This window comes from Novosphingobium sp. PhB165 (assembly GCF_004341845.1).
Taxonomy (GTDB): domain Bacteria; phylum Pseudomonadota; class Alphaproteobacteria; order Sphingomonadales; family Sphingomonadaceae; genus Novosphingobium.
This window is the reverse complement of record NZ_SLVB01000011.1, coordinates 66,243-93,119: the sequence shown is the minus strand read 5'-3', so window position 1 is coordinate 93,119 and position 26,877 is coordinate 66,243. Positions and strand designations below refer to the sequence as shown.

Sequence of the window (26,877 nt, the reverse complement as noted above, 5' to 3'; positions counted from 1 at the left end):
GGTTAGGTTGGCTGCATCATGAAGCAACTCTTCCAGCATACCGCCATCACCGAGGGTGTGACTGTCCGCGTCGCGGTGAACTTTCTGCCCGAACAGTCCCGCATCGAAGCGGGCAAGTGGTTCTGGGTCTACCACATCCGCATCGAGAACGATTCGGACGATTCGCTTCAGCTTCTCACGCGTCACTGGCGGATTACCGACGCCAATGGAGATGTGAATCTGGTCGAAGGTGAAGGCGTGGTGGGTGAGCAGCCGCTGATCCGGCCCGGTCGCAGCCATGACTATGTCTCGGGATGTCCGCTGACGACGCCGCAGGGCTCGATGGAAGGCTACTATACCTTCGTGCGCAGCGACGGCACCGAACTGGAGGCCCAGATTCCGTTCTTCCCGCTCGCCGCGCCCGCGAAGGTCGGCTGAACCTCGACTTCGCCCCATCTACTTCCCCGTTGCCGCAGCAACGCCAAGCGCTTAGGGAAGCGCCATGAAGCGCACGCACCTGCCTCTCAATGCCTTGCGCGTCTTTGATGCCGCGGCCCGCCACCTCTCCTTCACCCGCGCGGCAGACGAACTGGCGGTGACGCCGGCAGCAGTCGGCCAGCAGATCCGCGCGCTGGAGGACCTGCTTGGGGTCGTGCTGTTCCGCCGCACCAGCAAGGGCCTGGAACTGACCGATGAGGCGGGGGCCGGTCTCGCCGCGCTGCGCACTGGATTCCTGCATTTCGAGGACGCGGTGCAGGCCATGCAGGCCAGCCAGTCCAGCCATGTCTACACCATCGCCGCGCCGCGCGAGTTCTTCGCCGCCTGGCTGGCGCCGCGCCTCGCCGCGTTCCGGGCCGCGAATCCGGAAGTGCGCTACGTGCTCGTCGATGGCGAACTGACCGATTTTACCGAGGCCAATCTCGATCTGGCGGTGCGCTGGAGCGAGGGGCCGGGCGACCTTGAAGGCATCACGCTCGGCGCGCCCGAATGGGTCGAACTGGGCGAGGGCGACTGGATGGGCTGGCCGGGCGATCCCACGCCCGAGGGTCATGAAGGCGTCGATGAGGAAGAGGCCAAGCCGGCCATCCTGCTGGCCGATGCGGGGCAGGCGGTTGCCGCCGCGACATCCGGCCTTGGCCGCGTGCGCGTGCCGGCACTGCTGACTGAGGGACTTCCTGCCGGCACCAGTGTCAAAGTCGGCGCTGCCACATCCTGCCGCCGCGCTTACTGGCTAGTGGCTCCGCTTCCGCAGTGGCGCCAGAAGAAGGTCAAGGCGCTGGTCGCCGCGCTGACCGCCTGACACGCCCTTTCGCAAGGGTTATGGCGGGACACAGGGGCGCGTGATAGCCTCCGGCGTGCATCACGCTGGAGACTGCCATGTCCTTGAGCGAAGTCCCCCCGGAAAATCAGAATTCCTGCTGCCGCACGTCGCGGCGTGACATCATCGGCGCTGTGGCCGCGCTGGCGGCGGCGCCGGCAATCGGCTTGGTTGCTGGGCCTGTCCGGGCGGCGGAGGCACCCTCCGGCGCCGCGCCAACTGAGACGATTACGCCCGATCAGGCGCTCAAGGAGATCATGGACGGCAATGCCCGCTTCATCGCGGGCGCGCCGACCGCGCATACCAAGGACCTTGCGATCATCAAGGCGCGAGCGGCCGAGGGGCAGTGGCCGATCGTCGGCGTGCTGTCCTGCGCGGATTCGCGGGTGCCGGTGGAAATGGTTTTCGATGAGCCCATCGGGCGCCTTTTCGTGACGCGCGTGGCGGGCAACATCACCACGCCGGAAATCATCGCCAGCCTGGAATACGGCATTGCCGTGCTGGGCATAAAGGCCGTGGTGGTGATGGGCCATTCGAACTGCGGGGCGATCAAGGCGGCCATGGAGAACCCTGAGGTTCCGGGGCAGATCAGCGCGCTGTTCCCGGCGATCCTGCCAGCCGTCTACATGAGCGGCAGCGATGATCCGATGGTCGTCACCCGCCAGAATGCCGTGATCCATGCAGCGACGCTGATCAATTCATCGCCCGTGGTCGAGGCCAAAGTGAAGGCGCGCGAACTCAAGGTCGTACCGGCCGTTTACGACGTTGCGACCGGAAAAGTGGAAATGCTGCCGATCCCGCCGGCCATGCGGACCACGTCGAAGTAGGCGCGGCAGATAGACTGGGACTCGGCATCAACCGAGCCCCAGCCCGCATCGTCAGATGCCGAGATACTCGATCGGACCGTCGAAGTTGCCGCCCAGCTTGTGGATCGCCGTGGCGAGCTTTTCCTGCGGCACACCCTTGAGGTAGCCGTCGATGATCCGCTGATAGTTGCTGATCATGCCTTCCACCTCATGCGAGAGGCGCATGAACTCGAACCCGCTGGCGTGCAGGCCCTTCTGCTGGATCGGAATGTTCGAATAGTCCTGCCGCGGAATCGGCGGGAAATCGGGGCTGTTGTAGGGCAGCACCACCGGCTCCATCACCGTTTCGAAGTCGGTGTCTTCGGGCATGTAGGTCAGCGACCAGATCTCGAAGAAGCAGCTTTCCGGCCCCGTCGGGCGGATGCGGTAGGCCGACATCGACGTGAAGTAGGGCAGCAGGAAGTAGTGCGGGAAGAGGAACTCCACCGCCTTCACCGGATGCGTCTGCGATACCGCGCAAAGGTCCGGAACCGGCTCGCCACGCGCCTGCAACTGGGCCGAGATCTGGTGCATGACGATGCCCAGCCAGTGGAACATCGCCATGTTCTGGTCTTCGGGCAGCCCTTCCTCGACACCGATCAGGCCGCGCGCGATTTCCACTTCCTTCTCGTGGACCATGCCCGCCATGCCCTCGCTCAGGAGCGCCATGGACTTGACCTGCAGCTCCTGATTCTCGCGATAGGAGAGGTGCGGTTCGGCCATGATCGGCACCGGACCGCGCGGGCTGCGGTACATCGAATCGTACATCATCGGCGCGGCGTGTTGCAGCTGCGGGTGCGTCTGCATCACGTGGTAGCCTTCCATGAAGGCCTCCATCGCGACCTTCCAGTTGGCCGGGAGTTCGGCGCCGTAGCACCATTCCGCACGCATCTTGTCGAGTCCGCGTGCTTCGAGGTTGCCGGCAAGGGGGCCGATCGAATCGCGCACTGAAGGTGCGTCTTCATCATGGTTGATCCAGACGCAGCCGATGAAGGTCTCGGCGCGGCAGGGGATCAGGTTGATGTCGTCTTCCTGAAGCTGACGCTCGGAGAAGAGGTGCTTGCCGTAGACCTGGGTGGATTCGCCATCCATGTTCCAGCGCCAGCCGTGGAACGGGCAGACGAAGCCGGACTTCGCGCAGTTGCCGTGCGAATGGCCGGTGCCCCCCGCGAACGGCACGCCGCGATGGCGGCAGGCATTGTGGAAAGCCTTGATGCCGCTGGCCGTGCGCACGATGATGACGGACTTGCCGACATTCTCGTACTCGATCCAGTCGCCCACTTCGGGGATCTGCTCTTCACGGCAGGCCATCTGCCAGACGTGCGGCCACAAGTGGTCCAGCTCTGCCTGGTAGAAATCGGCATCGTAGTAGCGCTTGACCGGGATCCGTTCGGGATCTTCGATCGGGTAGGGGACGGCTCTCAGGCCGCCGTCTGTAGATTTCAGCACTCCGACACCTCTCGGATTGTTCTTCATTCGTGTTGAACGAATGTACAACCCTGTGCGAGGCAGGCAATGGCCGGACGCGCAAGGCGCATCGCAGACGCGCTAAGTGGCGCATGAAGGCATGCGCCAAGCGTCCTTGGCACTCACTTGCGCAGCGGATCGAGCGCCGAAGCTCTCCTGACCGGGGCTGCGGGCCTGCCCGGCGACGTGCCGTCCATCGCCATCAGAGCGGCAATGCGCTTTTCGGTCGCCGGGTGGGTCGAGAACAAGTCGGAAACGCCGGTGGGCACGATATAGAGCTGCGCGGCGGCCGGATTGCGCTCCGAGGCGAAGCTGGGAATCGCTTGTGCTGGGCCCGCGATCTTGGCGAGCGCCGAGGCCAGTGCGCGCGGGTTGCCGCTGATTTCCGCGCTCGCGCGGTCGGCGCTGAACTCGCGGGTGCGGCTGATCGCCATCTGCACGATCATCGCCGCGAAAGGCGCCATGACCATCGCGGCAATGGCGATCAGCGGATTGGGCCGGTTTTCACTGTTGCCGCCGAGATGGCCGCCGAAGAACATGCCGAAGTTGGCGATCATCGAGATCGCGCCGGCAATCGTTGCCACCATGGTCATGGTCAGCGTGTCGCGATTCTTCACGTGGCCCAGTTCGTGCGCCATCACCGCTGCCACTTCGTCGCGGGTCAGCATGTTCAGCAGGCCCGTCGTGGCGGCCACGGCGGCGTGATCGGGATTGCGGCCAGTGGCGAAGGCGTTCGGATTGGCGCTGTCGATCAGATAGACGCGCGGCATCGGCAGTTGTGCCCGGCCCGCGAGGTCGGCGACGATGCCGTAGAACTCGGGCGCGGAGCGGGCGTCCACCTCGCGCGCGTTGTGCATCTTGAGCACGATGGTGTCGGCGTTCCAGAAGGTGAACAGGTTCATGCCTGCCGCCGCGATCAGCGCGATCATCGCACCGCCGCCGCCGCCGAACACATAGCCCAGCCCCATCAGCAGCGCCGTCAACGCCGCCAGCAGCATGGCCGTCTTGATACCGTTCACTTTCTTCGAACTCCTTGTGATTGCTTTGCCGAATCTAGATAGCGGGCGGCTGCTTTCAATATCCGGAACGGCCCGATCCGGAGCGAGCCGCCCATCGCCTGCGCGAATTGCTCGATCCGGTGCGTGATCGGGTGTCCCCAAGCGCGCCAATCCCCCCTAGGACCGCCCCAAAGAGCTATTTGGGAGTTGAGTGGAATGGCGTTCAAGACACGCGTCACCGAGATGCTCGGTATCGAGCACCCGATCGTGCAGGGCGGCATGCAGGGCGTGGGACTGGCGGAACTGGCCAGCGCGGTGTCCAATGCAGGCGGGCTCGGCACGTTGACCGCGCTCACCCAACCGAGCCCGAAGGCGTTGCGCGAGGAAATCGAGCGCTGCCGGTCGATGACCGACAAGCCTTTCGCCGTGAACATCACCGTGTTCCCCACGCTGCTCCCGCCCGACTACAAGGCCTATGCTCAGGCGGCGATCGACGGCGGCGTGAAGATCATCGAGACGGCCGGCACCCAGCAAGTGCGCGAGATCTGGGAGATGGTGAAGCCGCACGGGATCACCGTGCTCCACAAGTGCACTGCCGTCCGTCACGCGCTTTCGGCCGAGAAGCACGGCTGCGACATCATCTCGATCGATGGCTTCGAATGCGCCGGTCATCCGGGAGAGGACGATATTCCCGGCCTGATCCTGATCCCCACGGCGGCGGACAAGGTGAAGATCCCGATGCTGGCAAGCGGCGGCTTCGGTGACGGTCGCGGCCTTGCCGCCGCACTGGCGCTGGGAGCCGAGGGCATCAACATGGGCACGCGTTTCTGCGCCACGCAGGAAGCGCCGATCCATGACAATGTGAAGGCCAAGTACATCGAGAACGACGAGCGCGGCACCAACCTGATCTTCCGCAAGTTCAAGAACACCGCGCGCGTGGGCAAGAACGACGTGTCGGACGAAGTGGTCGAGATCTCGGCCCGCCCCGAAGCGACTTTCGACGACATCAAGCACCTTGTCGCGGGCGCCGTGGGCCGCGAACTGCTCCAGACCGGCGATCTCACCAAGGGGATCTTCTGGGCGGGCATGGTGCAGGGCCTGATCCACGATCTGCCGACCTGCAAGGAACTGATCGACAGGATCGTTGCCGATGCCGAGGAAATCGTCAAAGGCCGTCTCGGGAAGATGCTGGTCTAAAACAATACGGGCCTGAACGGAGCGCCGAACGTCATGACTTACGAGAAAGTCCTCTACAGCCTTGAGAACGGCGTCGCCCGGATCGCGATGAACGATCCGGCCACGCGCAACGCGGGTTCCGCGCAGATGGGCGAGGAACTGTTCCACGCGGTGACCCGCGCTTCGTTCGAGGCGCGGGCAGTGGTGCTGACGGGCGAGGGCAAGGCCTTCTGCTCGGGCGCCAACCTTGGCGATGCGGCGGACATGCTGGCCGATCCGCGCCGCGATGTCGGCACTTTGCTCGACCGCCACTTCAACCCGGTGATCGTGGCCATGCGCGACATGGCGCAGCCGGTGGTGACCGCCGTGCGCGGCGCGGCGGCGGGCGTGGGCGCGGGGCTGGCGATGGCGGGTGACCTGATCCTCTGCGCCGAGAGCGGGTTCTTCCTTCAGGCGTTCCGCCATGTCGGCCTCGTGCCCGATGGTGGTTCCTCGTGGCTGCTCACGCGCGCCGTGGGCCGCGTGCGGGCAATGGAGATGATGCTGCTGGGCGAGCGGCTTCCAGCGGCAAAGGCGCTGGAGTGGGGTCTCGTCAACCGCGTGGTGCCGGATGAGGACCTTGATGCCGCCGCGATGGCTCTGGCGGGCGAACTGGCGCAGGGGCCGTGGTCGCTGCGGCGGATCAAGCAAGTGGCCTGGGCGGCGACCGACTGCACGCTGGAACAGGCTCTTACCAATGAGCGCCTTGGCCAGCGCGATGCCTCGCGGACCGAGGATTTCGTGGAAGGCGTGACCGCGTTTTCCGAAAAGCGCAGCCCGGTGTTCAAGGGCCGCTGACCGCAAGGTTACACCGGGGTTTACACAGTTTACACTGTCCAGAGGAAAAACCGTCACCTTGTGGCGGAAGCTGTCACCTTGTGGGGCGAAGTGTAACCTTGCACGCCCTGCAAGGCGAAGCGGGGCGTGCAACAAAGAGGACGGGGCGGCAGGCATCGCCGGCAACATAACGCGGGCGGCGGTGTGTAGGAAAACGCCTTCCCGTCGTTGACGGCGGGGCGGGCAAAATAAGGCGGGCAGGGCGGCCACCGGGCAACCTGCGGGTTTCTCCCGATTTCGGGCAGCGATCTGGCGCGGATAGTTTGGCAGGTCTGGATAGTCCTGCGCATTCCGCGTCGGATATGCGCGCCGCAAGGTCCCTGCCATGCTCGACCTCGAAACCCTGTTCCGTCATGGTCCGCCGCGCCGAACGGCGCGCTTCGCGCGCGTCGCTCTGCCACCCTTTTCAACCCCGGTGCCGCGCGTTGCGCTGGTGCTGGTATTGGGCTGGCTGCCACTCATCCTCATGACTCTCGCCACCCAACCGCGTTTGCTGTCGGATCTGGGGTGGGACATCGCGGTCCATGCCCGCAGCGCCGTAGCCGCGCCGCTGCTGGTGGTGGCCTATGCCTCCTGCGGCAGGCGGCTAGGTCTGATCGCGGGAAATTTCGCGCACGCCGGTCTTCTGGACGAGAAGGGGCGGGAGGACCTTCGGGCCGAACTGGCGATCAGCCACAGATTGCTCGATTCGCGTGTTGTCGAGGGGATCACAATCCTGCTCGCCGTGGTCATGGCGACGGCGACGTTCCGGGGCATGACGGGCTCCCCGAATATGGCGGCCTGGGCTTTGCAGGACGGCCGCCAGGGCACACTTTCGATGGCCGGGGCGTGGCAGTTCGCAGTGAGTCTGCCGCTGCTGCTGACGCTCATGCTCGGCTGGCTGTGGCGGATCGCGATCTGGGCCCGGTTGCTCATGCGCATTTCCCGGTTCGATCTCAATCTGATTGCATCGCATCCCGACCAATGCGGCGGGCTGGGCTTTCTCGGCCAATCACTGCGAGCCTTTGCCGCTTTCGGCATGGCGCTGGGCGCGATTGCGGCCGGGCGGCTGGCGCATGAGCATCTGGCGGGGAAGTCGAATTCGTTCAACGACGGGCTTCTGGCCGGCGGCAGCGTCGTCGTGGTGGCGATCCTGTGCGTCGGGCCGCTCTGTGCCTTTTCCGGCCGCATGATGGATACATGGCGCCGGGGCTCGATGGTCTATGGCGCGCTGGCGATGCGGCTGGGCACGAAGCTGGAGGCGGCATGGCTGGAGCCGCTTCTGCCGGTTCGGCGGGGGGCGTCCGACGAAGTGCGAGCCAAGGAAGCGCAGCCGGGCGGCGACGATGCCGGAGAGCCTCAGGAGATCCTTAGCGCGCCGGATTTCTCGGCGGCGGCGGATCTCTACACGGTGGTCGCGAGCGTCCAGTCGATGCAGTTCATTCCGGTTGATACGCGCAGTGTCATCATGCTGGCGCTCGCGACGCTGCTGCCGTTCGTCGCGGCGCTTTTCCTGACCATGCCTTTCGATCTGGTCCTGCAAACGCTCAAGAGTCTGCTGATGTGAGATGGTCGGGGCGTGCCCGATTTGGCACGCGGAAGCGCAGAGAGGCGGATTGCCGCACCGCGTCTCCGCGCCTCCGCGCGAACCAGTTCAGCGCACCCCGCTGCACGGGAGGCGAAGATGGCGTGACGACGGCCTTTTCAGCCGCCGAAGACCGCTTGGTTCAGATCGCCCCGGCTTCGCGCAATTTCGCCAGTTGCTCCTCGCCGATACCGATTTCGGCCAGCACTTCGGCGGTGTGTTCGCCCAGCATCGGCGGCGCCATGCGGATCGTCGCCGGGCTCTCCGACATCTTCGCCAGCGGGCTGGCGATCAGATCGACCGAGCCGCTCTCCGCATAGGCATGCGGTGTGGTGGCGCGCAGTTCGCGGTGCTTGACCTGCTCGTCCTCCCACACGTCGGCCAGTTCGTTGTAACGCGCGGCGGGGATGCCGACGCCGTCCAGCATCTCCTGCATCCGGTTGACCGTGAAGCTCTCGCTCCAGCTGTTGATGATGTCCATCAGCTCGGCCCGGTTGGTCTTGCCGCGCTTGAGGTTGCTGTCGAAGCGCGGGTCGGTGAACAGTTCGGGCTGCTCCATCAGCACGGTGAGGCGGCGATAGTGTTCGTCGGTGCCGGCGGTCAGGTAGATGATGCCGTCGGAGCAGCGCATGAGGTCCGCCGGGCCGCCGCCGTTGCCGCCGTTGCCGAGGCGGGGAGGGGCCTGACCGCTGATCAGGTAGTCCTGCATGATGTGGCTGACCATCGCCACCGAACTGTCGAGCAGGGCAATGTCGATGAACTGCCCCTCGCCGGTGCGGTTGCGATATTGCAGCGCGCCGAGGATGGCGATCGCGGTGTTGTGGCCGGTCACGAAGTCGACAAGGCTCGGGCCGGTCTTGAGCGGGCCGCTGCCGGGCTGGCCTTCGGGAATGCCGGTCACGGCCATCATGCCGCCGGTAGCCTGAAACAGCCCGTCATAGCCGGGGCGTGCCGCCATCGGGCCGGTCTGGCCGAAGCCGGTGACCGAGCAGTAGATCAGGCGCGGATTGATGGCTTTCAGGCTCTCGTAGTCGAGGCCGAAGCGCGCGAGATCGCCTACTTTGTAGTTCTCGATCAGCACGTCGGCGGACTTGATCAGTTCGCGCAGAATCTCCTGCCCCTCGGGCTTGGAATGGTTCAGCGTGATCGAGCGCTTGTTGCGGTTGGAGACGGTGAAGAAGCTGGAATGGCGGGTCTCGATCCCGTCCTTGCCGGGCACCCACGAGAAACCGTAGCCGCGCCCGTCGTCGCCCACGCCGGGGCGCTCGATCTTGATGACGTCGGCGCCAAGGTCGCCCAGAATCTGCGCGCCCACGGGGGCGGCGAAGACGCGGCTCATGTCGATGACGCGGATGCCGTCCAGCGCGGCTTTCGAGGTGCTGTTGTTCGTGCTCATGATGGTGCGACGCTAGCCCCGGCCTCGGGAGCGGCCAAGGCGAGGGGAGGCGCTTATCGCAGCGACGATCAAGCATCGCTGCCCGCGCAGACAGGCTTTATCCGGGGCCCCGAACGCGCTTAGCCGGGTGGGAAAGACGAACTTGAGAGGAATGCGATGAAAACGGCGATCATCACCGGCGCGGGCAGCGGCATCGGGCTCGAAACCGCGAAGATTCTCCATGCCGAAGGGTTCGCCATCGTCGGCGTCGGCCGTAGCAAGGACAAGCTGGCGACGCTGGAGGCGGCGATCGGCAACCCCGACCATGTGCTGGCGATCTCGGCCGACCTGACCGACCCGGCCGCGCCGGGGCAGATCGTGAAGGCCACGCTCGACCGCTTCGGCCGCATCGACGCGCTGGTCAACAATGCCGGCGTCGGCAGCCCCAAGCCACTCGACGAGACCGATGACGAGACGCTGGACGATTTCCTCGACATCATGCTGGTGGCGCCGTTCCGGCTGTGCCGCGACGTGATCTCGCACCTTTCGCAGGGCGCCAGCGTGGTCAATGTGACCAGCACATTCGCGCATATCGGCGGCCGTCGCGGCGGCGCCTATTCGGCGGCGAAGGGCGGCCTGAAGTCGCTGACCGAGCACATGGCCTGCGAATATGGCCCGCGCGGCATCCGTTCGAACTGCGTGGCACCGGGCGTGACGATGACCGACATGGTGCGCCACCGGTTCGAGGACGAAGGCTTCAAGCGCGCCAATGTCGAGACCACGCCTTATCCGCGCCTTGCTCTGCCGGAGGATATCGCTTCGGTGATCGCGTTCCTCTGCCTGCCGGGCAGCGAGATGATCAACGGTCAGTCGATCGTGGTCGATGGCGGCTGGACGGCAACGAAGTACCTCAGCCCGCGCGTTACGCGCACCACTTGGGTCGAGCCTGAGCAGGTTTGAATGCGGGTATGGGGTAGGCGCTAAATCAGCAAGCTACCCCCAAACTCGTCATCCCCGCGAAGGCGGGGATCCCGCTTGTTCTTTTTGGCACGCAGAGGCGGTGGCTTGCTGCGGGACCTCTCTGCGTCTCCGCATCTCTGCATGAAACAAGCAAAGCGGGGCCCCCGCCTTCGCGGGGGCGACGAGCCTTTGAGTTGCTAGTTCACCGCCAATATTGAGCCGGTATTAGGCCCCTGGACGGGTTCCTGCATCAGGGGCGCCGCCTCAGTCCCCGGTGCAGAGGTGCCCGCCGCCTTGCCGCTTCGCGCGGTAGAGCGCGGTGTCGGCCCGCACGAACAGCGCTTCCGGATCGAGCGATGCGCCCGGCTGGGCAAGCCCGATCCCCGCGCAGGCGCCGAGCGGCAGCAACTGCCCGTCCCACAAGACCGGGGCGAGCAGGGCGCGCAATTGCAGCCGCAGCAGCCCTTCCGCACACGGCGTGCGCGGGCAAAGCAGCATGGCGAATTCGTCACCGCCGATGCGCGCGATCAGTGGCGCTTCGGGAAAGGCCTGTCGCAACCGCTGGGCAAAGGTGGCGAGGCAGGCGTCTCCGGCGGCATGGCCCCAGCGGTCGTTGAGCTGCTTGAACGAATCGAGGTCGAACAGCACCAGCGCGGTGATGCCGTGCAGATCGGTGTGGTCTTCCGGCAGGTCGAGAAAACGGGCCTGGAACTGGGCGCGGTTGGCAAGGCCGGTAACGGGATCGTTCTCCGCCATGCGCCGCAGCCGTTCCCAGCGTGCGTGCTCTTCGGTCACGTCCTGCTTGGTGCCGTAGAGCGCCACCGTGCGGCCACCTTCCGTGCGCGCAGCGGCCGTCAGGCGGATCCAGCGCGTGCTGCCGTCCGTACGCCGGATTTGCGCGTCCATCGCGAAGCCGGTGCCGGTGGCTATGGTGTGGGCGCGCAGGCGCTCCATCGTCTCGCGCGATTCCTCGCCATAAAGCGCCACGGCCTCGCGCCGGTCGATCCGGCGGTCGTTGGGCAGGCCGAAGAGGTCGAACACCTCCGCCGTCCACGACAATTGCCCGGTGGCAAGGTCGCAGGACCACGCGCCCAGGCCGACAAGGCGGGTCGCCTCGGCGAACAGGGTGGAATCGGTTGTCAGGGTGGTTGCGAATTCCGACGTTTCAGGCGCCGGGTTCCGGATAGGAGCATGGAACAAGCAGGCGAATCCTCGATCGGGTGGCGGAAGAGTCCTCCGGGAATTCCCCCGATCTCGTAAATGGCAAAGGTAAAGCCCGTGCTAATAGGCAAAAGTTGCCGCTGTCAGCATGTTTCACCCGGACGCACTTCCGATTGCTCCGGGAGGGACAAGTCGCGGCGATTGCCTCAGCCACGGTGCAGGCCAATATTCGCGCTCAAGAAAATGCGGGAGAGCAGGCCATGATCAGGGGTATCCACCATGTCGGCGTCAATTGCCGCGACATTGGCCGGATGAAGCGTTTCTATTGCGAGGCTTTCGGTTTCGAGCCGGTGGACGAGGGATTCGGCTGGTCGGACGAGCCGGTGATGGACCTGATCGTCGATGTGCCGGGCTCCGCCGCCAAGGGCGTGATGCTGCGCGCGGGCCAGTGTTATCTGGAGCTGTTCGAATATGCGGCACCGCCATCGGATATCGAACGCCCGCTGCGCCCCAACGATCGCGGCTACACGCATATGTGCATCGACGTGACCGATATCGCGCAGGACATCGTCCATCTCAAGGCCTGCGGCATGACTTTCAATGACCGCGATTTCGTGGACGTCGGCCATGTCCGCACGCTCTATGGCTACGATCCCGAGGGCAATGTGATCGAGGTGCAGCAGTGCATGCCCGCCAATGGCTTCACGCTGGAGGAATTGCGCGCGGCCAATGCGGCAGCCAGCGCATAGAGCGCTGGGTCAGCGCCGCATGACCTCCGGCATGGATGCCGATGTCCTGACGTAGTCGAGCTTGGCCTGCACCGATCCGCGCAGCACCATCGCGGTTTCGAACGACGGATCGGGCAGCGGGTCGATCAGGCCGCCGGAAACGCGGGCTGCCGCGTCGTGGCCCATTTCTGCCCACGGGACATGCATCGATGTGAGTGGCGGCGCCGTCATTGCCGCAATCGCCGTATCGCCGAAGCCCACCACCGAAAGCGTGCCCGGCACCGCAATTCCGGCCGACGCCGCGGCAGCGATAACCCCGGCGGCCATCTCGTCATTGCAGGCGACGATCACGGAGGGGCGGGGGCTCAGTTCCAGCAGCAACCGTGCGGCTTCGGCGCCCGAGGCAAAGGAATAGTCTCCCGTCACGATCAGCGAGAGCCCCCGGTCGAACCCGTGATCGGCCATGGCGTCAAGGTAGCCGAGTTCGCGCTGCCGGGCAGTGAGGGAGGCTTCGGGCCCGCCGACCAGACCGATGCGGTGGTGACCTTGCCGGAACAGCCACCCGACGAGCGCGGCCATCGCACCGCGATCATCGCAGGCCTCGTTGCCGGTAGGGTCGTGCTCGCCGCGCACCCGGCCCAGTCTTGCGCAGCGTACACCGGCCGCCTCGCAGATCGCGGCAAGGTCCTCCCGCTCGGACAGGGGCGGCAGCAGGACCACCCCGGTGGGCATGTGGCGATCGACGAAGGCGCGCAGACCGGCTGCTTCGTCGCGTTCCAGCGGGCGCAGTACCAGCGCCAGTTCGCTGCCTTCCATGGCATGCAGCATGCCGCTTTCGACCGCTTCGCGCATGCCGCGATCCGAACCGTCGTGAACCAGCGCAACCAGAAAAGTCCGCCGCAAGGCCAGTGCCCGCGCCTGCGCATTGGGCACGAAACCCAGCGCCGCAATCGCCGCTTCCACCCGGGCGCGCATGGCCGTGCTGACATCGGGCGAATTGTTGATGAAGCGGCTGATCGTCTTCTTGGAAACCCCGGCCGCCCGGGCGACGTCATCCATCGTGGGGCGGGGTGAGAGCACGGTCATCGCACGATAATGCGAGATGCTCCGAAGGCCACCAAGCAGAGTCTGGTCGGATCCGGATGCATTTGCCGGGAACATGTGCTATAGGGCGACGAATGCGAAAACTGCGCGAAACCGCGCCGTATACGCGACAGAACGATACAACCCCGTCATTGCGACCCGGGGTACCAATCCCTAAGTGAGCCCGGAATGAGCAGGGTTCCCGCTGGATGGGGCCCGTCCCATCCCCCATGGAGAACGATGAAGCCCGCTCCGACGCAACGCCACTATGGAATGGATTGGCTGCGCGTTGGCGCCTTCGTCTTGCTGATCTTCTACCATGTCGGCTTCTCGTTCACCCCCTGGGGGTATCAGACACCCACGCGCGGCGTGATCGGCTGGGCCGAGCTGCCGCTGCTGGGCCTGAGCGCCTGGCGGCTGGCCTTGCTCTTCGCGATTTCCGGTTATGCCAGCGCGGCGCTGCTGAAGAAGGACGGCAACAACCGCGTCTTCCTGAAAAGCCGCCTGCTGCGCCTCGGCATTCCGCTGCTGTTCGGCCTGACCGTGGTGGTGCCGCCGCAGCCCTACATGGGGCTGATCAATAGCGGCTACGAGCACGGCTACGGCTACTTCCTGTTCCACGACGCCTTCAGTTTCCGCAAAGTGGGCAATGAAGACCTGCCCGCGACCATGCACCTGTGGTTCGTCATCTACCTGCTGGTCTACACGCTGGTGCTTTGCGCGGGGCTGATGTTCCTGCCCGCGTCATGGCGGACATGGTTGCGCGACAATGCGGAAAAGCTGCTGTCCGGCCCGGCGCTGCTGCCGCTGGGCATCGGCCTGATCTTCGCGGTCCGCATGTTCTACGACGGCTGGACTGACATCCACAGCCTGTTCGTGGACCGCGCCGCGCACCTCCATTACATGGGCATGTTCCTGTTCGGCTTCCTGCTGCGCGGGTCCGAACCGATGCGGCAGGCCATTGCGAAACAGTGGAAGCTGGCGCTGGTGCTGGCCTTGCTCGGCTATGCCTGGGTGATCGGCGATACCCTGCTGTGGCCCGGTAACACACCGACGCCGGCCGCATGGGAGCAGCCGCTGTCCTTCGCCAAGTCGGTCCAGTGCTGGGGCACGGTGATCGCGCTGTTCGGCATTGCCGACCGTTACTGGAACTTCGACAGCAAGTGGCGCGCGACTTTGGTCGAGGCGGTGTTCCCGATCTATATCGCCCACCAGACGGTGATGGTTTTCGTGAGCTACGGCATCCGCGACATGGGCCTGACCGCGCTGCCGGAATTCCTGACCTTGTGCTTCAGCGTGGCGGGGGGATCCTGGCTGTTCTACCTCATCGGCCGCGAGATCGGTCCGCTGCGCCCGCTGATCGGGCTGAAGCGGCATCGGGCGCCGCGCAAGGTGGCGCAAGTGGCGGTGGCCTGAGGGCGGTCTGGTTGGCCCTCAGCCAATAGAAACTCGTCGCCCCCGCGAAGGCGGGGGCCCCGCTTCGGATTAGGCACGCAGAGACGCGGAGACGCAGAGAGTGCAGTTGCGCACGACCTCTTTGCGTCTCCGCGTCTCTGCGTGGTTTAAAGGAAAAGCGGGATCCCCGCCTACGCGGGGATGACGGAATTAGATGGATGAGCGGGGGCGAGAGGGCTCGAAAACCTCTGAACTCGGGCTCCATCCCCGGCCTCGCAGGAGGAGAGCCCGCGAGGCCGGAGCCCTCAATCCCTTGCCAAGAGCAGCGCCGCCGCCATCGGGCCGCCGCCCGAAGTCGCCACCGCCACTTTCGGATCGCCGGCGATCTGCCGCCCGGTGGCCGTGCCGCGAAGCTGGTTCACCGCCTCATGCGCAAAGCCGAAGCCGTGCAGGCGGCCCGCGCCCAGCTGGCCGCCGAAGGTGTTCAGCGGCAGTTCGCCGTCCAGCGCGATGCGTGTGCCGCCCTCGATGAACTTGCCGCCTTCGCCCTTTTCGCAGAAGCCGAGGCCTTCTAGCCAGGTGATCGGCAGGAACGCGAAACCGTCGTAGAACTGGGCGGTGTTCACGTCCTTCACCGTGTAGTCGGTGCGCGTCCAGAGGTCGGCGCCGGTCTCGTAGGCGGCGGGCCATTCGACCTGATCCCACGAGTAGCGATCGACCGATCCGGACATCGCGGCCACGCGGACGGGCGTGGATTTGACGTCGCCCAGCGCATCGCCGGCCGAAACGATCACCACGGTGGAGGCATCGGAGAAACGGTCGCAATCATAAAGGCACAGCGGCGTGGTGATCATCCGCGCGGACATGTACTTGTCCAGCGTCAGTTCTTCCTTGGTGATCGCCCTCGCGCGCGGGTTGCGCATGGCGTTCTTCGAACCGTTGACGGCGATCTGGCCAAGCTGTTCGCGCGTCAGGCCATAGCGGTGCATGTGGCGTGCGGCGTATTGCGCGGTCCAGCAGGCGGCGGAGGTGGCCCAGAACGGGCTGGTCCACTGCGAGGAGCCGGTGACGGTATCCTGACGCGCGCCCGACATATAGGTGCCCGGATCGGCCATGCCGCCCGCCTCGTAAACGGTGCGGAAGCAGATCGCGTGGCGGACGAGGCCCTGCTTTACCGCCATCACCGCCGCGCCGATGGCGGCAAGCTGGGCGGGCTGTTCGGCAGCGCCAAGGTGCCACTTGGACTTGATGCCCAGCACTTCGATCAGATCGTCGCTGCTGACGGGGGAGAAGGCGGTGTAGCCGTTCATCTTGCCGGGATAGGTGAACACCCCGTCGATCTGCGAGAGCGTCAGCCCCGCGTCGTCCAGCGCTTCCCGCACGGCATCGACGGTCAGCAGCAGCGGATGGCGCGGCAGGCGCACGCCGACTTCGGACTGGCCGAGGCCGGTGATATAGGCTTCCGTACTGGCCATCAGACGGTCCTCTCGAAGAGGGGGTAGAAAATGCCGTCCTGCTCCTCGAACACGACGCGGACCTTGTCCTCGAAATCGACCGCATCGACGGGGCAATTCACGATGTTGGTGGTCAGGTAGACCCCCGGCGCGTCGTCCAGCTTTACGCGGGCGATCACATAGGGGACTTCCAGACCCTTGGCCCAGGGCTGGTGGTTCACCGTGAAGCTGTCGATCACGCCGGTGCCGGCTACCGCGTGGGCTGCCACATTCTCGGACTGGCAGTGGCGGCAGAGCAGGCGCGGGGGATGGGTGAACTCACCGCAATCGCCGCACTTCACGATGTTCAGCTTGCCTTCGCTGCCGCCTGTCCAGAACGCGGTATTCTCCTGGTCCAGCTTCGGCCGTGGCCGCGGTGGATTCATCGTTTCTCTCCCATTCGTTGGCCAGAGAAGTCCGGCGCAGGGGCCTCGGCGTCAAGCAGTGCGGCGTATTGATCGTGCCAGCGGTCAGGAGATGACCGGCATGATCTCCTCGGCGATCCACTGGGTGTAATCGCGGTAGGCACCGACGCCGGAAAGCGGCGGGATCGGCACCGAACTCCACGTTACGCCCAGTTGCGCAAGATGGCTCAGGCGGTCGATCAGTTCCTGCTTCGTCTGGCCGGGGCGGGCGGAGGGATCGTCCTGCACTTTGTGCCCTTCGCCGACGCGGGCGGTGGAGATGCCGTAGAACACGTCCGCCAACTGACCGTTGTAGTCCGGCTGTGAGCGGATGAAGTCGATCTTGTCGGGGATGGTCTCGGGCTTGGTCAGGAACGGCCACCAGCCTTGCGCATAGCGCGCGGTGCGCTTCAGCACGGCATTGGCATCGCCGCCGAACCACACCGGGATATGCGGCTTCTGCACCGGCTTCGGTTCGAAAGCGACATCGCGGAAGGAGACGTATTTGCCCTCGAACTCCGGGTTTTCCTGGGTCCAGAGGGCAAGGATCGCCTGAATGTATTCCTCCGCCATCGCGCCGCGTTCGTGGAAGGGGATGCCGAGCAGGGCGAATTCGTCCTCCAGCCAGCCGACCGCGAACGTGATCGTCACGCGGCCGGAGGAGAGCCAGTCCATCGTCGCCAATGCCTTGGCGGTGACGATGGGGTGCTGGGCGGGCAGGATGGCGATGCAGGAATTGACCCGCACCCGCTCCGTCGCGCCGGCGAAGTGGCTCATCGCGGTATAGGCGTTGAAGTAGAACGGGCCGGAGAGATCGACGTGACGCTTCGGGATGACGTGATGCTCGGGCACCGCGATCATCTCGAACCCGAGTTTTTCCGCCCATTTGGCAAGGGCGGTCTGGTCCGCGCCGGTGACGGCCAGTTCCCATGGCTGCATTGTCGCCTTGAGTTCGAGCATGTGCGGCATTGCGAATGCGAGTTTCATCTGATCCCTCCCGCGTGACTTCGGACCGACTTCAGTCGATCACTTTGCGGGCTATCAGATCGTCCATTTCGCTTTCGGACAAGCCCAGAAGCTCGCGGTAGACGTAGCCGTTGTGCTCGCCGAGGAGTGGCGCGCCGCGTTCGACCAAGGGGCCTGCGGGGCTGATCCGCCATGACGGGCCGATGATCGGGCGCGTGCCGTTGCGGTGATCGCTGACCATGCGGAAGGCATCGCGGCCCCAGAGGAAACCGTCCGAGCACAAGTCCATCGAACTCATCGCCTTGAACGCCGGAACGCCTGCATTTCTGAGCTTTTCGGCAAGGTCCATGGCGTCGTGCGGGCGGGTGAGCGCGGAGAGTTCGGCATCGAGTTCGGCGCGGTTGGTCAGGCGGTCCGCCAGCGTCGCGAAGCGCGGATCGGTGGCAAGAGCGGGGGCGCTGAGAGTGTTGCAAAGGGCGCGCCATTCGGCCTCGTTCGCCACTGCGATACTTGTCCAGCCGCTCTCGCCGCAGGGATAGAAGCCGTGGGGGGCCATCTCCGGATGGGCGTTGCCGTCGGCCTTGGGCACTTCTCCGGTGACGCTGGCGGCGAAGAGGCTGTCGCCGACGAGGCTGGTCATCGCCTCTACCGCCGACAGGTCGATGAACTGGCCTTCGCCGGTGCTTTCGCGGTGGTGGAGCGCTGCCACGCAGGCGAGGGCGGCAAGCGCGCCGGCGGTGGAATCGCCGTACCGGATGTTCATGCCCTTGGGCGTTTCGCCCTCATGCCCGACCAGCGCGGTAAGGCCCGAGAGCGCGGCGAAGCAGGGGGCGTAGCCGGTCTGATAACCCAGCGGGCCGTCGCTGCCCCACATCTTGATGGAGCACTGGATGAGGTCCGGCTTGATCGCCTTGAGGCTTTCGTAATCGAGCCCGGACCGCTCCATCGCGCCGGGGCGGATGTTGTCGATCAGAATGTCGGCCTCCGCGATCATGCGCTTGACGAGGTCCAGCCCCTCGGCGGTCTTCATGTTGACCTGAACCGAGAGGATCTCCTGATTGATCGACAGGAAATAGGGCGCGGCATCGATGTCCACGCCGCCATAGGCGCGCATCTCGTCGAGGTTGGAGCGGGATTCGATCTTGATCACTTCCGCGCCGAGGTGGGCGAGCAGCTTGCCCGCGTAAGGGCCGGCCCAGACTTTGGTGAGTTCGACGACGCGGATGCCGGCGAGGGGGCCTTGTCGGTCAGGAAGCGGCATGGTGGCGCTCCGGGATTGGGTTCACGCGGAGGCGCGGAGACGCGGAGAAGAAGGGGGAAGAGAAGGGGATCCGCGCAAAGGCGCAAAGGCGCAAAGATGTCGTGTTTTCGGCGAAGCCTTTTACATTTCGACGATAGCGCGTGCTGCAGCATCCGGAAAATGAGGAAGCCTGCGGCGCAGCGCGACTCCTTTGCGCCTTTGCGCCTTTGCGCGAATCCAACCTTCCTTCCTCTCTTTTCTTCTCCGCGTCTCCGCGCCTCCGCGTGAAACCAATCATGCTTCCGCCTCCTGTCGGCTGGCGTCCAGTTCCGGCGCGGCAGAGCGAATTCGGACCGGCGTGGCGCTCATGCGGTAGGCGGCGGTGGGATAGGAGACTTCCCCAAACGCCGGATGCATGGCCTGCTGGAAGAAGCCGCGATGGACGAACTGTTCATGGCGCGGCAGGTCCTCGGCGGTCTGGACAGGCACCATGGCGACGCCGGCTTTCTGCGCGGCCTCGGTGATCGGATGCTTGTCCTGCCGGGCGATCCAGCCGGTGAAATGTTCGCGGAATTTCGCGACATTGGGCGGCGTGCAGTCGAACTCCAGCCAGTCCTCCCGCAGTTCCCGCGTCCAGTCCGGATCGCCCATCAGCGCGCAGAGGCCCTTCCAGTGCGCGCGGCTGGTCATCAGCAGGAAGACGTGTCCGTCGCGGCAGGCGAAGGAGGTGCCGGGGCCGCCCATGTCGTAGGCGGTGCGCGCATCGCTGGGCTCGGCCTCGCCCGCGAGCATGCGGTCGAGCACGCAGTCGATGCGGTTCAATTGCACTTCCACTTCGGAAATATCGACGAACTGGCCCTGACCTTTGCGGCGCAGGCGCAGCAGCGAGGCCATGGTCGCCAGCGCGGCGTCGATTCCGGCTTCGTAGTCGGAGAGGAACCGGCCCGCGCCTTTGAGCGGCGGCTTGTCGGCAGGCGTTTCGCTGGGGCTGTGATAGGCCCAGCCACCCGCCGCGATGACGTTGATCGGGCGGGCGGATTGCCAGCCTTCCGGCGCGTCCTGTCCGAACGGCGTGACCAGCGTGTGCACCAGCGCGGGATGCGCGGCAGAGACCGCTTCGGGCGTCAGGCCCATGGCGCGGGACCACCCCGCGTCGTGATCGTCGATCAGCGCGTGGGCGCGCGCCAGCAGGCGGTCCAGCACCTTGCGATCCGCCGCATCGGCAAGGTTCAGCACGACCGATTTCTTGTTGGTGTTGAGGTAGGCGAACAGGGTCGATTCCCCCGCCGCGAAAGGCCCCATCGTGCGCGTCGGAGCGCCGCCGGGACGTTCCACCTTGATAACTTCGGCGCCGAGATCGGCCAGCAGCTTGCCGGTATATTCGCCGCTCACCCGCTCGGCGACCTCGATTACGGTCAGCCCCTCAAGGGCACCTCTGCTCGTCATAGCGATTGCCCGTCGTCGATCGTGAACGTCGCGCCCGTCACTTGCGCGGAGGCGTCGGAAAGCAGGTAAAGCAGCATCGGAGTCAGCGCCTCGGTATCGAGCAGGCGGCGGCGGTGGAGGCCGGCAATGTCGGCCTGTCCGAGCTCGCTGGCGAACCAGTCCGTGTTGATCTCGGTGGCGATCCAGCCGGGTTGCAGGGTGTTCACGTTGATCCCCTGCCGCACCCATTCGCGCGCCAGCTGTCGGCCCAGGTGGGCAAGACCCGCCTTGGTGGCCGCATACATGGCATCGCCGGTGCCGTTCTGCTGCGCGGTGATCGATCCGATCAGCACCACGCGCCCGCGTTGATGCTCGCGACTGCCGCCCGCGATCAACCGCCGTCCGGCCTCGCGCGCGACCAGCATCGCGCCGAGCAGGTTGGTATCGAGCACGCGGCGCAGCCCGTCTTCCGGCACATCGGTGGAGCGGCCCCCGGTGCCGACGCCGGCATTGCAGATCACGCCGTCGATTACGCCGAACTGGGTCTCTGCCGCATCGAAGGCGGCGCGCACCGAAGCCTCGTCCGTCACGTCCAGTTCGACGGCTAGCGCTTCGCCCAGTTCCGCCGCCAGTTCGGCGCAGCGGTCTAGGCGCCGCGCCCCCAGCACGACGCGTCCGCCCGCAGCCGAAATGGCGCGCGCGAAACCGGCGCCGATCCCGGAGGAGGCGCCGGCCACGAAAATGGTGCGACCTGAAAGCGAGAAACTCACGGGCGCTGTAAAGCCCGGAAGTCAGGACGATAGGGCGGCAGCGCCATGTACTTGTCTATGGTCTGTTCGAAGTGGCGCACGCGCACTTCCTGATAGTCGCCCAGGGTAATGCCGGGCTTGGCGCTGGCTTCCAGACCTTCCTGCTGCGCGTAGAGATTGTCGGTATCCTGATCGAGGATGTGGCCGAAACCGGGGTCCATGCCCTGTGCTTCTGCAAAGGACTGGTGATCAGCCAAGATCTCCACCTCGGCCGTTTCCACTTCGCTGCCGTCCTTGGGCTTGGGCCGCATGAACATCACTTCGTAGATCGTGCGGCGATGGTCGCGCGCATCGGGGCGGAAGCGGTAGATCATCGGCAGCGAGATGCCGGGGAACAGGAACAGGTTCGGGAAGAACGTGTAGCTGTAGGTATCGAGCAGTTCGGTATCCGAAACGTGGCTGAGATCGGTGTTCGTCGCCGTCTCGAACATGTCGCGGAACATGTCCGCCATCACCTGCCGCGCGCGTTCGCCGGCCTTCAGTTCGGGCTTGCTGCCGCCCAGCGAGGAACTGTCGCCCAGCGTGAAGTTGGCGATGATGTCCGCCTCGCTGTACTTGTCGCGCAGCTTGGGGCTGACCACGCCGAGCGTGGAGATGAAGCGGTCCACGTGATCGCCGTAAACGTCGTACTGCGAGTTCACGTCGCCATTGGCGGGTGCCACTTGCGGGTGGGTGTCGCCGACGTGGTAGGCCTCCATGAAGGCTTCCATCGTCAGCTTCCAGTTGGCCGGGTAGCTCTTCTGGACGTGGAGGTAGATATAGCGATCCTCCAGCTTCCACGCCTTGAGATGGGCGAGGGCCTCGGCGCCGAGGTACTCTTCAAGGCTGGGCGCGGCGGGGTCCATGTTGACCCAGACGAAGCCGCCCAGCCGCTCCACGCGAGCTTCCGGCAGGCACATCTTCTGTGTGGCGACATGGGCGAAGTCCCACTTTTCGGGGATTTCCTTCAGCGATCCGTCGAGGTTCCAGGTCCAGCCATGGAACGGGCACTTCAGATTCGCCGCAAAGCCTGCCGTGCCGGAGGGCTTCAGCTTGGTGCCGCGATGGAGGCAGGCGTTGAAGTAGGCCCGGATCTCGTCGTCATCGCAGCGCGTGACGACGAACGAGTACGATCCGATGTCGTAGACGTAATAGTCGCCCACTTCGGGGATGTGGTCCTCTCGGCAGGCCATCTGCCAGGTGCGGGTCCACATCCGCTCGAACTCCGCTTTGGCGAAGGCGGGATCGGTGTAGCGTTCCTTGGAAACGTCCTCGCTGCCGAGGTAGTGGTAGCTTTCGCTGGCGGCCCAGGCGGGCGCGGCGTTGCGGTCTGCGGCGATGATGTCCTGCGTGGATTCGGCGGGGCAGCGGGCCTCGCCGGGCTGCAGCGTTCCGGTGGCGACGTTCATTCTGAGGCTCCTTATTCCGCCGCTTCGAGCGTCGGCGTGCTCGCATGTGTTGCGAGGGCAGGGCTGATTTTCTGGACCACGCCGTCCTTCATCACGAAGGCGACCTTTTCCGGCCCGGCGAGGATGGAAATGTCGGCAAGCGGATCGCCGTCGACCAGGATCAGGTCGGCCAGCTTGCCCTGCGCCAGTGTGCCGAGTTCGCCGCCATATCCCATGGCGAGGCCGCCGTTGCGCGTGGCGCAGACCAGCGCTTCGGCCGGGGTGTAGCCGTAGAAATCGACGAAGGATTTGAGGTCGCGCCCCTGCGTGCCCTGCGGGCTCCAGCCGAAGCCGTAGTCGCCGCCGATCAGGTGGCGGATGCCGCGCTTGCGCAGTTCGGTATGCGTCTTCAACGAGTTTTCCAGCAGGTCCGGAATGTTCATGTACCCGCCGACTTCGGGCGAGAGGCCGTGCGCCGAAGCCTCGCCCGCCATGATCTGCGCGAAGAGGCCGACGGTGGGGACGATGAAGATGCGGTCCCGCGCCTCCTCCATCATGTCCAGCAGTTCCTCGTCCACGTATTCGCAGTGGAACAGGCCGTCCACGCCCGCGCGGACGCAGTGTTTGGAGCCTTCGATGGAGCGGGTGTGGGCGTTGATCTTGCGGCCATAGGCATGGGCCGTTTCGGCGGCGACGCGCACTTCCTCGAAAGTCATCGGTGTCGTGTTGCCGGGGGTGCCGGGGTAGAACGGGTCGCCCGAGACATCGAGCTTCACGTTGTCGATCCCCTCGCGGCAGTGGAGGCGCACGGTTTTGCGCATCTCTTCCACGCCGTCGACGATGGCGGAGGGGCCGATGCGCGGGTTGTGCAGCTTGCTCTCGTCCCCCATCGCGCCGGTGACGGAGATTTCGAGGCCCCCCGCACGGATGCGCGGGCCGGGAAGACGGCCGGCGTTGACCTCGTCACGCACCGCGACGGCCAGTTTCAGCTTCGCTTCGGACGCGCCGTAGGCAGAGGTGAAGCCCGCCTCGATCAATGCCTTGGCCCCGCGCGCGGCGGTGAAGACCTGCGTTTCGGGGCAGGGGGTGATCAGGTCCTCGGTTGCGCAGACATTCTCGAACGAGAGGTGCGCGTGGCCTTCGACCATGCCGGGCATCAGGAACATGCCGCTGGCGTCGATCGTGATGTCGTCCGGCTGCGCAACGGTCGTGGTGCCGACCGAGGTGATGAGGTTGCCCTCGACCACCAGATCGCCCTTGATCGTGCTTTTGCCTGTCCCGTCGAATATCGTGGCGTTCTGGATCAGTGTCCGTCCCACGGTTTTTCTCCTTCCGGCCACCGATGTCCTCGTGGCTCTTGGAACACAGGTTAAGAGCGGCGAGGGGCGCGGCAAATGACGGGCCGGGCAGTGGGCTTGGTCCCTGTAGGTACGTCGCGGGGGCGGTTTTCCCGCTGGGGCAAGTCGCAGGGCACGGGGAGCGCTTTGCGCGGCCCCCCGGCTGCGGCATCACGTGTGAAAATCAAACGAAGAGGACCGGGCCGGATTTATGGGCAACCTTCATGTCACCATGACCGACATCGACGGCGTGAAGCACGAATTTTCCGACGTGGATGAGGGCGTTAGCCTGATGGAACTGGGGCGTTCGCGCGGTGTTGCCGGGATCATGGGCGATTGCGGCGGCGGCTGTGCTTGCGCCACCTGCCACGTCTATGTCGCGCAGGAATGGTGGAACGAAGTGGGCGAGCCTGACGATGTGGAATTCGCCATGCTCGACATGGTGGCGGACGTCATGAAGGACACCAGCCGCCTCGGCTGCCAGATCAAGATGAACGACGATCTGGACGGGTTGGAAGTCACCGTGGCGCCTGCCTCGGGGTACTGATCCTTCCCCTCGGGGCAAGCCTTGGTTCGAGGGCGGGCATGGCTGGTCGCCGCTGCCCGGTCCATAGAAGATGACAAGAGGCGGCTATGACCGCAGCATCATTTTACGGGACAGGCTAAATGGCAACACAGGCAAGCGAAGACCGGATCAGCGAACGGCGGGAACTGCCCCCCGAGGAACAGGCGCTGCTCGATAGCGGTTCGCTGGCCGATACCGCGATCCAGGCGCAGCCGAACCAGTTCTACCGCGCCATGCGTCACGGCGATCCGATCCACTATGACGAGCGGCTCGGTTCCTGGCTGGTGACGCGGCACGAGGATATTGCGCAGATCCAGTCGGACCCGGTGACCTTCTCGGTCAAGCACGGCTATTCCGAACAGCAGGCGCGCGGGATGCGGGAGGAGTTTCAGGCCTACCTCGAAGAGCACGGCGGCGGCTATTTCCCGGACGCGATCATGTCCGATCCGCCTTATCACACACGTATCCGCAAGCTGATGGAGCAGGCCTTCACCGCGCACCGCGTGAAGGAGCTGGAACCGCGCATTACCGAAGTGGTGCGCGGGGTGATCGCCGATGTGGTGGCGCGCGGCGATGGCCAGTGCGATGCCGTGAAGGACATCGCGATCCCGCTGACCATTCGCGTGATCGTGGAGCAGCTCGGGCTCGATCAGGGCATGGAAGAGCAGATTTCGCGCTGGTCGGTCGCAGTCACCGCGCAGATCGGCGCGATGCAGAGCCGCGAGACGATGCTGGCCAACGCCGCGCAGATAGCCGAGCTTCAGCAGTATCTGATCGCCAAGATGAAGCAGCGCGAGACGAACCCGTCGGAAGACATGCTGTCCGATCTGGTCCACGCCGAAGTCACCAATGAGGATGGCGGCAAGGAGAAGCTGACTTTCGCAGAGGCCGTCTCGCTGGTGCGCGCCACGCTGATCGCGGGCAACGACACCACGGCGACCGCCATCGGTAACCTGTTCTACGTCCTCACCACGCGCCCCGGCATGGCCGAATTGCTGGAAAGCGTGGCCGACGACGATCGCCAGCTCAATCGCTTCGTGGAGGAGCATCTGCGGGCCGAACCGCCGGTGCGCGCGCTCAGCCGCATGACCACGCGGGAAGTTACCGTGAACGGCACGACGATCCCCGCCCACGCGCATATGCTGCTGGTCTACGGATCGGGGAACGATGACGAGACGGTGTTCCCGGAGCCGCGCAAGTTCGATCTGACCCGGCCCAATCTCGGCCGCCACGTGGCCTTCGGCGGCGGCCCGCACCGCTGCATCGGGCTGGCGCTGGCGCGCATGGAAGTGAAGGTGGCCGCGCGGGAGATCGCCCGGCAGATGAAGAACCTTAAGCTGGCCATTCCCGAAAGCGCGATCCGCTACACGCCCACCGTCGCCACGCGCACCATCGAGTCGCTGCCGATCACCTTCGAGGCGCGCTGATGGAACTTGCGGGCAAAGTAGCGGTCGTCACCGGCGGCGCCAGCGGCATCGGCCGCGCCACCGTGGAACTGTTCGCGGCGGAGGGGGCGAAAGTCCTGATCGCCGATATCGCGGACGAAGCGGGGGAGACGCTGGCAGAAAGGCTCGGCGCTTCGGCGGTCTACCAGCGCACCGACGTATCCGATCCGGCAGCGGTGGAGGCGATGATCGAGGCTGCCGTCTCTCGCTTTGACGGGATCGACGTGCTGTTCAACAATGCGGGCATGTCCTGCTGCGCGTTTCCGAGCTTCTTGGACGATACGCTGGAGGATTTCGACCGGGTGATGCGCGTCAACGTGCTCGGGCCGATGCTGGGCACGCGCAATGCGGCGCGGATCATGGCGAGGCAGGGCAGAGGCGGCGTGATCCTCAACAATGCCTCCATCGCCGGCACGCTCGCGGGCCATGCGATGATGACCTATCGCGCGTCCAAGGCGGCGCTGATCCAGTTCTCCAAGTCCTCCGCCATCGATCTGGCGCGGCACGGCATTCGGGTGAACTGCATCGTGCCGGGCCACGTGCGCACCGAATTGTCCTCGTTCGGAGAGAAGGGGGCCGAGAGCGGCCTTGCCGCGCGGATCGAGGAGGGCGTGAACGCGGTCTACCTCTCCAACCAGCTGATCAAGCGGCGCGGCGAGCCGGATGACGTGGCGCAAGTGGCGCTGTTCCTTGCCAGCGACCGTTCGCGCCACATGACCGGCGCGGTGATCCCGGTGGAAGGCGGCGTGACGGTGGGCGATCCGGTCAACCATCTGGAGCAGATTTTCGACGCTCGCACTGCGGCATTCGCGGCGATGGAGCGGCTCGACGGCTGAAGACCCCGCAAAGGGGCGAAGACAGCCGACTTGTGGCGGCAAGCTTGGAGCGGCGCCATGCCGTT

General features: G+C 65.3%; 25 protein-coding genes. 12 read left to right on the top strand and 13 right to left on the bottom strand.

The window, feature by feature from the left end; translation table 11 throughout:
- Positions 1–18 precede the first annotated feature (18 nt).
- The 3 genes from apaG (at position 19) to EDF56_RS22685 (ending at position 2,124) form a co-directional block, all read left to right on the top strand.
- Entirely contained in the window at positions 19–417 is a 399-nt protein-coding gene (gene apaG / locus EDF56_RS22695) for a Co2+/Mg2+ efflux protein ApaG (protein ID WP_132391871.1), read from the top strand.
- 64 nt (positions 418–481) lie between these two features.
- Complete coding sequence (locus tag EDF56_RS22690; protein WP_132391869.1) at positions 482–1,279, top strand: LysR family transcriptional regulator; 798 nt, start codon at positions 482–484, stop codon at positions 1,277–1,279.
- Between the two features lie 83 nt (positions 1,280–1,362).
- Positions 1,363–2,124 carry a carbonic anhydrase gene (locus tag EDF56_RS22685; RefSeq protein ID WP_243652793.1) on the top strand — a complete coding sequence of 254 codons (762 nt, stop codon included), beginning with the start codon at positions 1,363–1,365 and terminating at the stop codon, positions 2,122–2,124.
- A 51-nt stretch (positions 2,125–2,175) separates the two neighbouring features.
- Here the strand turns inward: EDF56_RS22685 and EDF56_RS22680 are convergent, their stop codons facing one another.
- Positions 2,176–3,591 (bottom strand): aromatic ring-hydroxylating dioxygenase subunit alpha, encoded by a 1,416-nt coding sequence (locus EDF56_RS22680; RefSeq protein WP_243652792.1) that lies wholly within the window; start codon positions 3,589–3,591, stop codon positions 2,176–2,178.
- A gap of 140 nt (positions 3,592–3,731) precedes the next feature.
- On the bottom strand, positions 3,732–4,628 hold the full coding sequence (gene htpX, locus EDF56_RS22675; RefSeq protein ID WP_207904955.1) for a zinc metalloprotease HtpX: 897 nt from the start codon (positions 4,626–4,628) through the stop codon (positions 3,732–3,734).
- Between the two features lie 195 nt (positions 4,629–4,823).
- On the opposite strand from htpX, the gene EDF56_RS22670 reads away from it, so the two are divergent.
- The 3 genes from EDF56_RS22670 to EDF56_RS22660 all read left to right on the top strand — a co-directional run bounded on the left by EDF56_RS22670 (position 4,824) and on the right by EDF56_RS22660 (position 8,205).
- Positions 4,824–5,804: a nitronate monooxygenase family protein gene (locus EDF56_RS22670; protein WP_132391863.1), complete on the top strand. Its 981-nt coding sequence runs from the start codon at positions 4,824–4,826 to the stop codon at positions 5,802–5,804.
- 33 nt (positions 5,805–5,837) lie between these two features.
- The gene (locus tag EDF56_RS22665; protein WP_132391861.1) at positions 5,838–6,620 is read left to right on the top strand and encodes an enoyl-CoA hydratase-related protein; all 783 of its coding nucleotides are present in this window, start codon (positions 5,838–5,840) and stop codon (positions 6,618–6,620) included.
- Positions 6,621–6,984: 364 nt separating this feature from the next.
- A complete protein-coding gene (locus tag EDF56_RS22660; protein ID WP_132391859.1) occupies positions 6,985–8,205 on the top strand; it encodes a hypothetical protein in 1,221 nt (406 codons plus the stop codon).
- 160 nt (positions 8,206–8,365) lie between these two features.
- Here the strand turns inward: EDF56_RS22660 and EDF56_RS22655 are convergent, their stop codons facing one another.
- Positions 8,366–9,619 carry a CaiB/BaiF CoA-transferase family protein gene (locus tag EDF56_RS22655; RefSeq protein WP_132391857.1) on the bottom strand — a complete coding sequence of 418 codons (1,254 nt, stop codon included), beginning with the start codon at positions 9,617–9,619 and terminating at the stop codon, positions 8,366–8,368.
- 156 nt (positions 9,620–9,775) lie between these two features.
- On the opposite strand from EDF56_RS22655, the gene EDF56_RS22650 reads away from it, so the two are divergent.
- Positions 9,776–10,558: an SDR family oxidoreductase gene (locus EDF56_RS22650; protein WP_132391855.1), complete on the top strand. Its 783-nt coding sequence runs from the start codon at positions 9,776–9,778 to the stop codon at positions 10,556–10,558.
- Positions 10,559–10,822: 264 nt separating this feature from the next.
- Here the strand turns inward: EDF56_RS22650 and EDF56_RS22645 are convergent, their stop codons facing one another.
- Positions 10,823–11,758: a diguanylate cyclase gene (locus tag EDF56_RS22645; RefSeq protein WP_243652791.1), complete on the bottom strand. Its 936-nt coding sequence runs from the start codon at positions 11,756–11,758 to the stop codon at positions 10,823–10,825.
- Between the two features lie 221 nt (positions 11,759–11,979).
- On the opposite strand from EDF56_RS22645, the gene EDF56_RS22640 reads away from it, so the two are divergent.
- Positions 11,980–12,468, top strand: a complete 489-nt coding sequence (locus EDF56_RS22640; RefSeq protein WP_132391853.1) for a VOC family protein — start codon at positions 11,980–11,982, stop codon at positions 12,466–12,468.
- A gap of 9 nt (positions 12,469–12,477) precedes the next feature.
- Here the strand turns inward: EDF56_RS22640 and EDF56_RS22635 are convergent, their stop codons facing one another.
- Positions 12,478–13,506 (bottom strand): LacI family DNA-binding transcriptional regulator, encoded by a 1,029-nt coding sequence (locus tag EDF56_RS22635; protein ID WP_243652790.1) that lies wholly within the window; start codon positions 13,504–13,506, stop codon positions 12,478–12,480.
- A gap of 264 nt (positions 13,507–13,770) precedes the next feature.
- On the opposite strand from EDF56_RS22635, the gene EDF56_RS22630 reads away from it, so the two are divergent.
- Entirely contained in the window at positions 13,771–14,946 is a 1,176-nt protein-coding gene (locus EDF56_RS22630) for an acyltransferase (RefSeq protein WP_132391849.1), read from the top strand.
- A gap of 284 nt (positions 14,947–15,230) precedes the next feature.
- On the opposite strand, the gene EDF56_RS22625 is transcribed toward EDF56_RS22630, so the two are convergent.
- The 8 genes from EDF56_RS22625 to EDF56_RS22590 all read right to left on the bottom strand — a co-directional run bounded on the left by EDF56_RS22625 (position 15,231) and on the right by EDF56_RS22590 (position 23,948).
- The gene (locus EDF56_RS22625; protein ID WP_207904946.1) at positions 15,231–16,400 is read right to left on the bottom strand and encodes a thiolase family protein; all 1,170 of its coding nucleotides are present in this window, start codon (positions 16,398–16,400) and stop codon (positions 15,231–15,233) included.
- Complete coding sequence (locus EDF56_RS22620; protein ID WP_132391847.1) at positions 16,400–16,804, bottom strand: OB-fold domain-containing protein; 405 nt, start codon at positions 16,802–16,804, stop codon at positions 16,400–16,402. The genes EDF56_RS22625 and EDF56_RS22620 overlap by 1 nt, the downstream gene beginning before the upstream one ends.
- Before the next feature lie 84 nt (positions 16,805–16,888).
- On the bottom strand, positions 16,889–17,809 hold the full coding sequence (locus EDF56_RS22615; protein ID WP_132391845.1) for a TIGR03619 family F420-dependent LLM class oxidoreductase: 921 nt from the start codon (positions 17,807–17,809) through the stop codon (positions 16,889–16,891).
- A gap of 31 nt (positions 17,810–17,840) precedes the next feature.
- Positions 17,841–19,049, bottom strand: coding sequence for a CoA transferase (locus EDF56_RS22610; protein ID WP_132391843.1), 1,209 nt, complete (start codon positions 19,047–19,049; stop codon positions 17,841–17,843).
- Between the two features lie 273 nt (positions 19,050–19,322).
- The gene (locus EDF56_RS22605; protein ID WP_132391841.1) at positions 19,323–20,474 is read right to left on the bottom strand and encodes a CoA transferase; all 1,152 of its coding nucleotides are present in this window, start codon (positions 20,472–20,474) and stop codon (positions 19,323–19,325) included.
- A complete protein-coding gene (locus EDF56_RS22600) occupies positions 20,471–21,223 on the bottom strand; it encodes an SDR family oxidoreductase (protein WP_132391839.1) in 753 nt (250 codons plus the stop codon). The genes EDF56_RS22605 and EDF56_RS22600 overlap by 4 nt, the downstream gene beginning before the upstream one ends.
- Positions 21,220–22,650, bottom strand: coding sequence for an aromatic ring-hydroxylating dioxygenase subunit alpha (locus EDF56_RS22595; RefSeq protein WP_132391837.1), 1,431 nt, complete (start codon positions 22,648–22,650; stop codon positions 21,220–21,222). Before EDF56_RS22595 ends, EDF56_RS22600 begins: the two co-directional genes overlap by 4 nt.
- Before the next feature lie 11 nt (positions 22,651–22,661).
- Positions 22,662–23,948 (bottom strand): amidohydrolase family protein, encoded by a 1,287-nt coding sequence (locus EDF56_RS22590; RefSeq protein ID WP_132391835.1) that lies wholly within the window; start codon positions 23,946–23,948, stop codon positions 22,662–22,664.
- A 250-nt stretch (positions 23,949–24,198) separates the two neighbouring features.
- Here EDF56_RS22590 and EDF56_RS22585 point away from each other — a divergent pair, with 250 nt between their 5' ends.
- The 3 genes from EDF56_RS22585 (at position 24,199) to EDF56_RS22575 (ending at position 26,812) form a co-directional block, all read left to right on the top strand.
- On the top strand, positions 24,199–24,513 hold the full coding sequence (locus tag EDF56_RS22585) for a 2Fe-2S iron-sulfur cluster-binding protein (RefSeq protein ID WP_243652789.1): 315 nt from the start codon (positions 24,199–24,201) through the stop codon (positions 24,511–24,513).
- Between the two features lie 119 nt (positions 24,514–24,632).
- Positions 24,633–25,958, top strand: coding sequence for a cytochrome P450 (locus EDF56_RS22580; protein ID WP_132391831.1), 1,326 nt, complete (start codon positions 24,633–24,635; stop codon positions 25,956–25,958).
- Positions 25,958–26,812, top strand: coding sequence for a glucose 1-dehydrogenase (locus EDF56_RS22575; RefSeq protein WP_132391829.1), 855 nt, complete (start codon positions 25,958–25,960; stop codon positions 26,810–26,812). Before EDF56_RS22580 ends, EDF56_RS22575 begins: the two co-directional genes overlap by 1 nt.
- Positions 26,813–26,877: the final 65 nt, after the last annotated feature.

Excerpts from the sequence above, each read along its gene's own strand:
- EDF56_RS22595 (WP_132391837.1), bottom strand. The coding sequence starts at position 22,650 with ATGAACGTCGCCACCGGAACGCTGCAGCCCGGCGAGGCCCGCTGCCCC.
- apaG (WP_132391871.1), top strand. The coding sequence starts at position 19 with ATGAAGCAACTCTTCCAGCATACCGCCATCACCGAGGGTGTGACTGTC.
- EDF56_RS22610 (WP_132391843.1), bottom strand. The coding sequence starts at position 19,049 with ATGCCGCTTCCTGACCGACAAGGCCCCCTCGCCGGCATCCGCGTCGTC.
- EDF56_RS22690 (WP_132391869.1), top strand. The coding sequence starts at position 482 with ATGAAGCGCACGCACCTGCCTCTCAATGCCTTGCGCGTCTTTGATGCC.
- EDF56_RS22575 (WP_132391829.1), top strand. The coding sequence starts at position 25,958 with ATGGAACTTGCGGGCAAAGTAGCGGTCGTCACCGGCGGCGCCAGCGGC.
- EDF56_RS22585 (WP_243652789.1), top strand. The coding sequence starts at position 24,199 with ATGACCGACATCGACGGCGTGAAGCACGAATTTTCCGACGTGGATGAG.
- EDF56_RS22630 (WP_132391849.1), top strand. The coding sequence starts at position 13,771 with ATGAAGCCCGCTCCGACGCAACGCCACTATGGAATGGATTGGCTGCGC.
- EDF56_RS22620 (WP_132391847.1), bottom strand. The coding sequence starts at position 16,804 with ATGAATCCACCGCGGCCACGGCCGAAGCTGGACCAGGAGAATACCGCG.
- EDF56_RS22670 (WP_132391863.1), top strand. The coding sequence starts at position 4,824 with ATGGCGTTCAAGACACGCGTCACCGAGATGCTCGGTATCGAGCACCCG.
- EDF56_RS22660 (WP_132391859.1), top strand. The coding sequence starts at position 6,985 with ATGCTCGACCTCGAAACCCTGTTCCGTCATGGTCCGCCGCGCCGAACG.
- EDF56_RS22605 (WP_132391841.1), bottom strand. The coding sequence starts at position 20,474 with ATGACGAGCAGAGGTGCCCTTGAGGGGCTGACCGTAATCGAGGTCGCC.
- EDF56_RS22580 (WP_132391831.1), top strand. The coding sequence starts at position 24,633 with ATGGCAACACAGGCAAGCGAAGACCGGATCAGCGAACGGCGGGAACTG.
- EDF56_RS22625 (WP_207904946.1), bottom strand. The coding sequence starts at position 16,400 with ATGGCCAGTACGGAAGCCTATATCACCGGCCTCGGCCAGTCCGAAGTC.
- EDF56_RS22640 (WP_132391853.1), top strand. The coding sequence starts at position 11,980 with ATGATCAGGGGTATCCACCATGTCGGCGTCAATTGCCGCGACATTGGC.
- EDF56_RS22655 (WP_132391857.1), bottom strand. The coding sequence starts at position 9,619 with ATGAGCACGAACAACAGCACCTCGAAAGCCGCGCTGGACGGCATCCGC.
- EDF56_RS22615 (WP_132391845.1), bottom strand. The coding sequence starts at position 17,809 with ATGAAACTCGCATTCGCAATGCCGCACATGCTCGAACTCAAGGCGACA.
- EDF56_RS22635 (WP_243652790.1), bottom strand. The coding sequence starts at position 13,506 with ATGGATGACGTCGCCCGGGCGGCCGGGGTTTCCAAGAAGACGATCAGC.
- EDF56_RS22665 (WP_132391861.1), top strand. The coding sequence starts at position 5,838 with ATGACTTACGAGAAAGTCCTCTACAGCCTTGAGAACGGCGTCGCCCGG.
- EDF56_RS22650 (WP_132391855.1), top strand. The coding sequence starts at position 9,776 with ATGAAAACGGCGATCATCACCGGCGCGGGCAGCGGCATCGGGCTCGAA.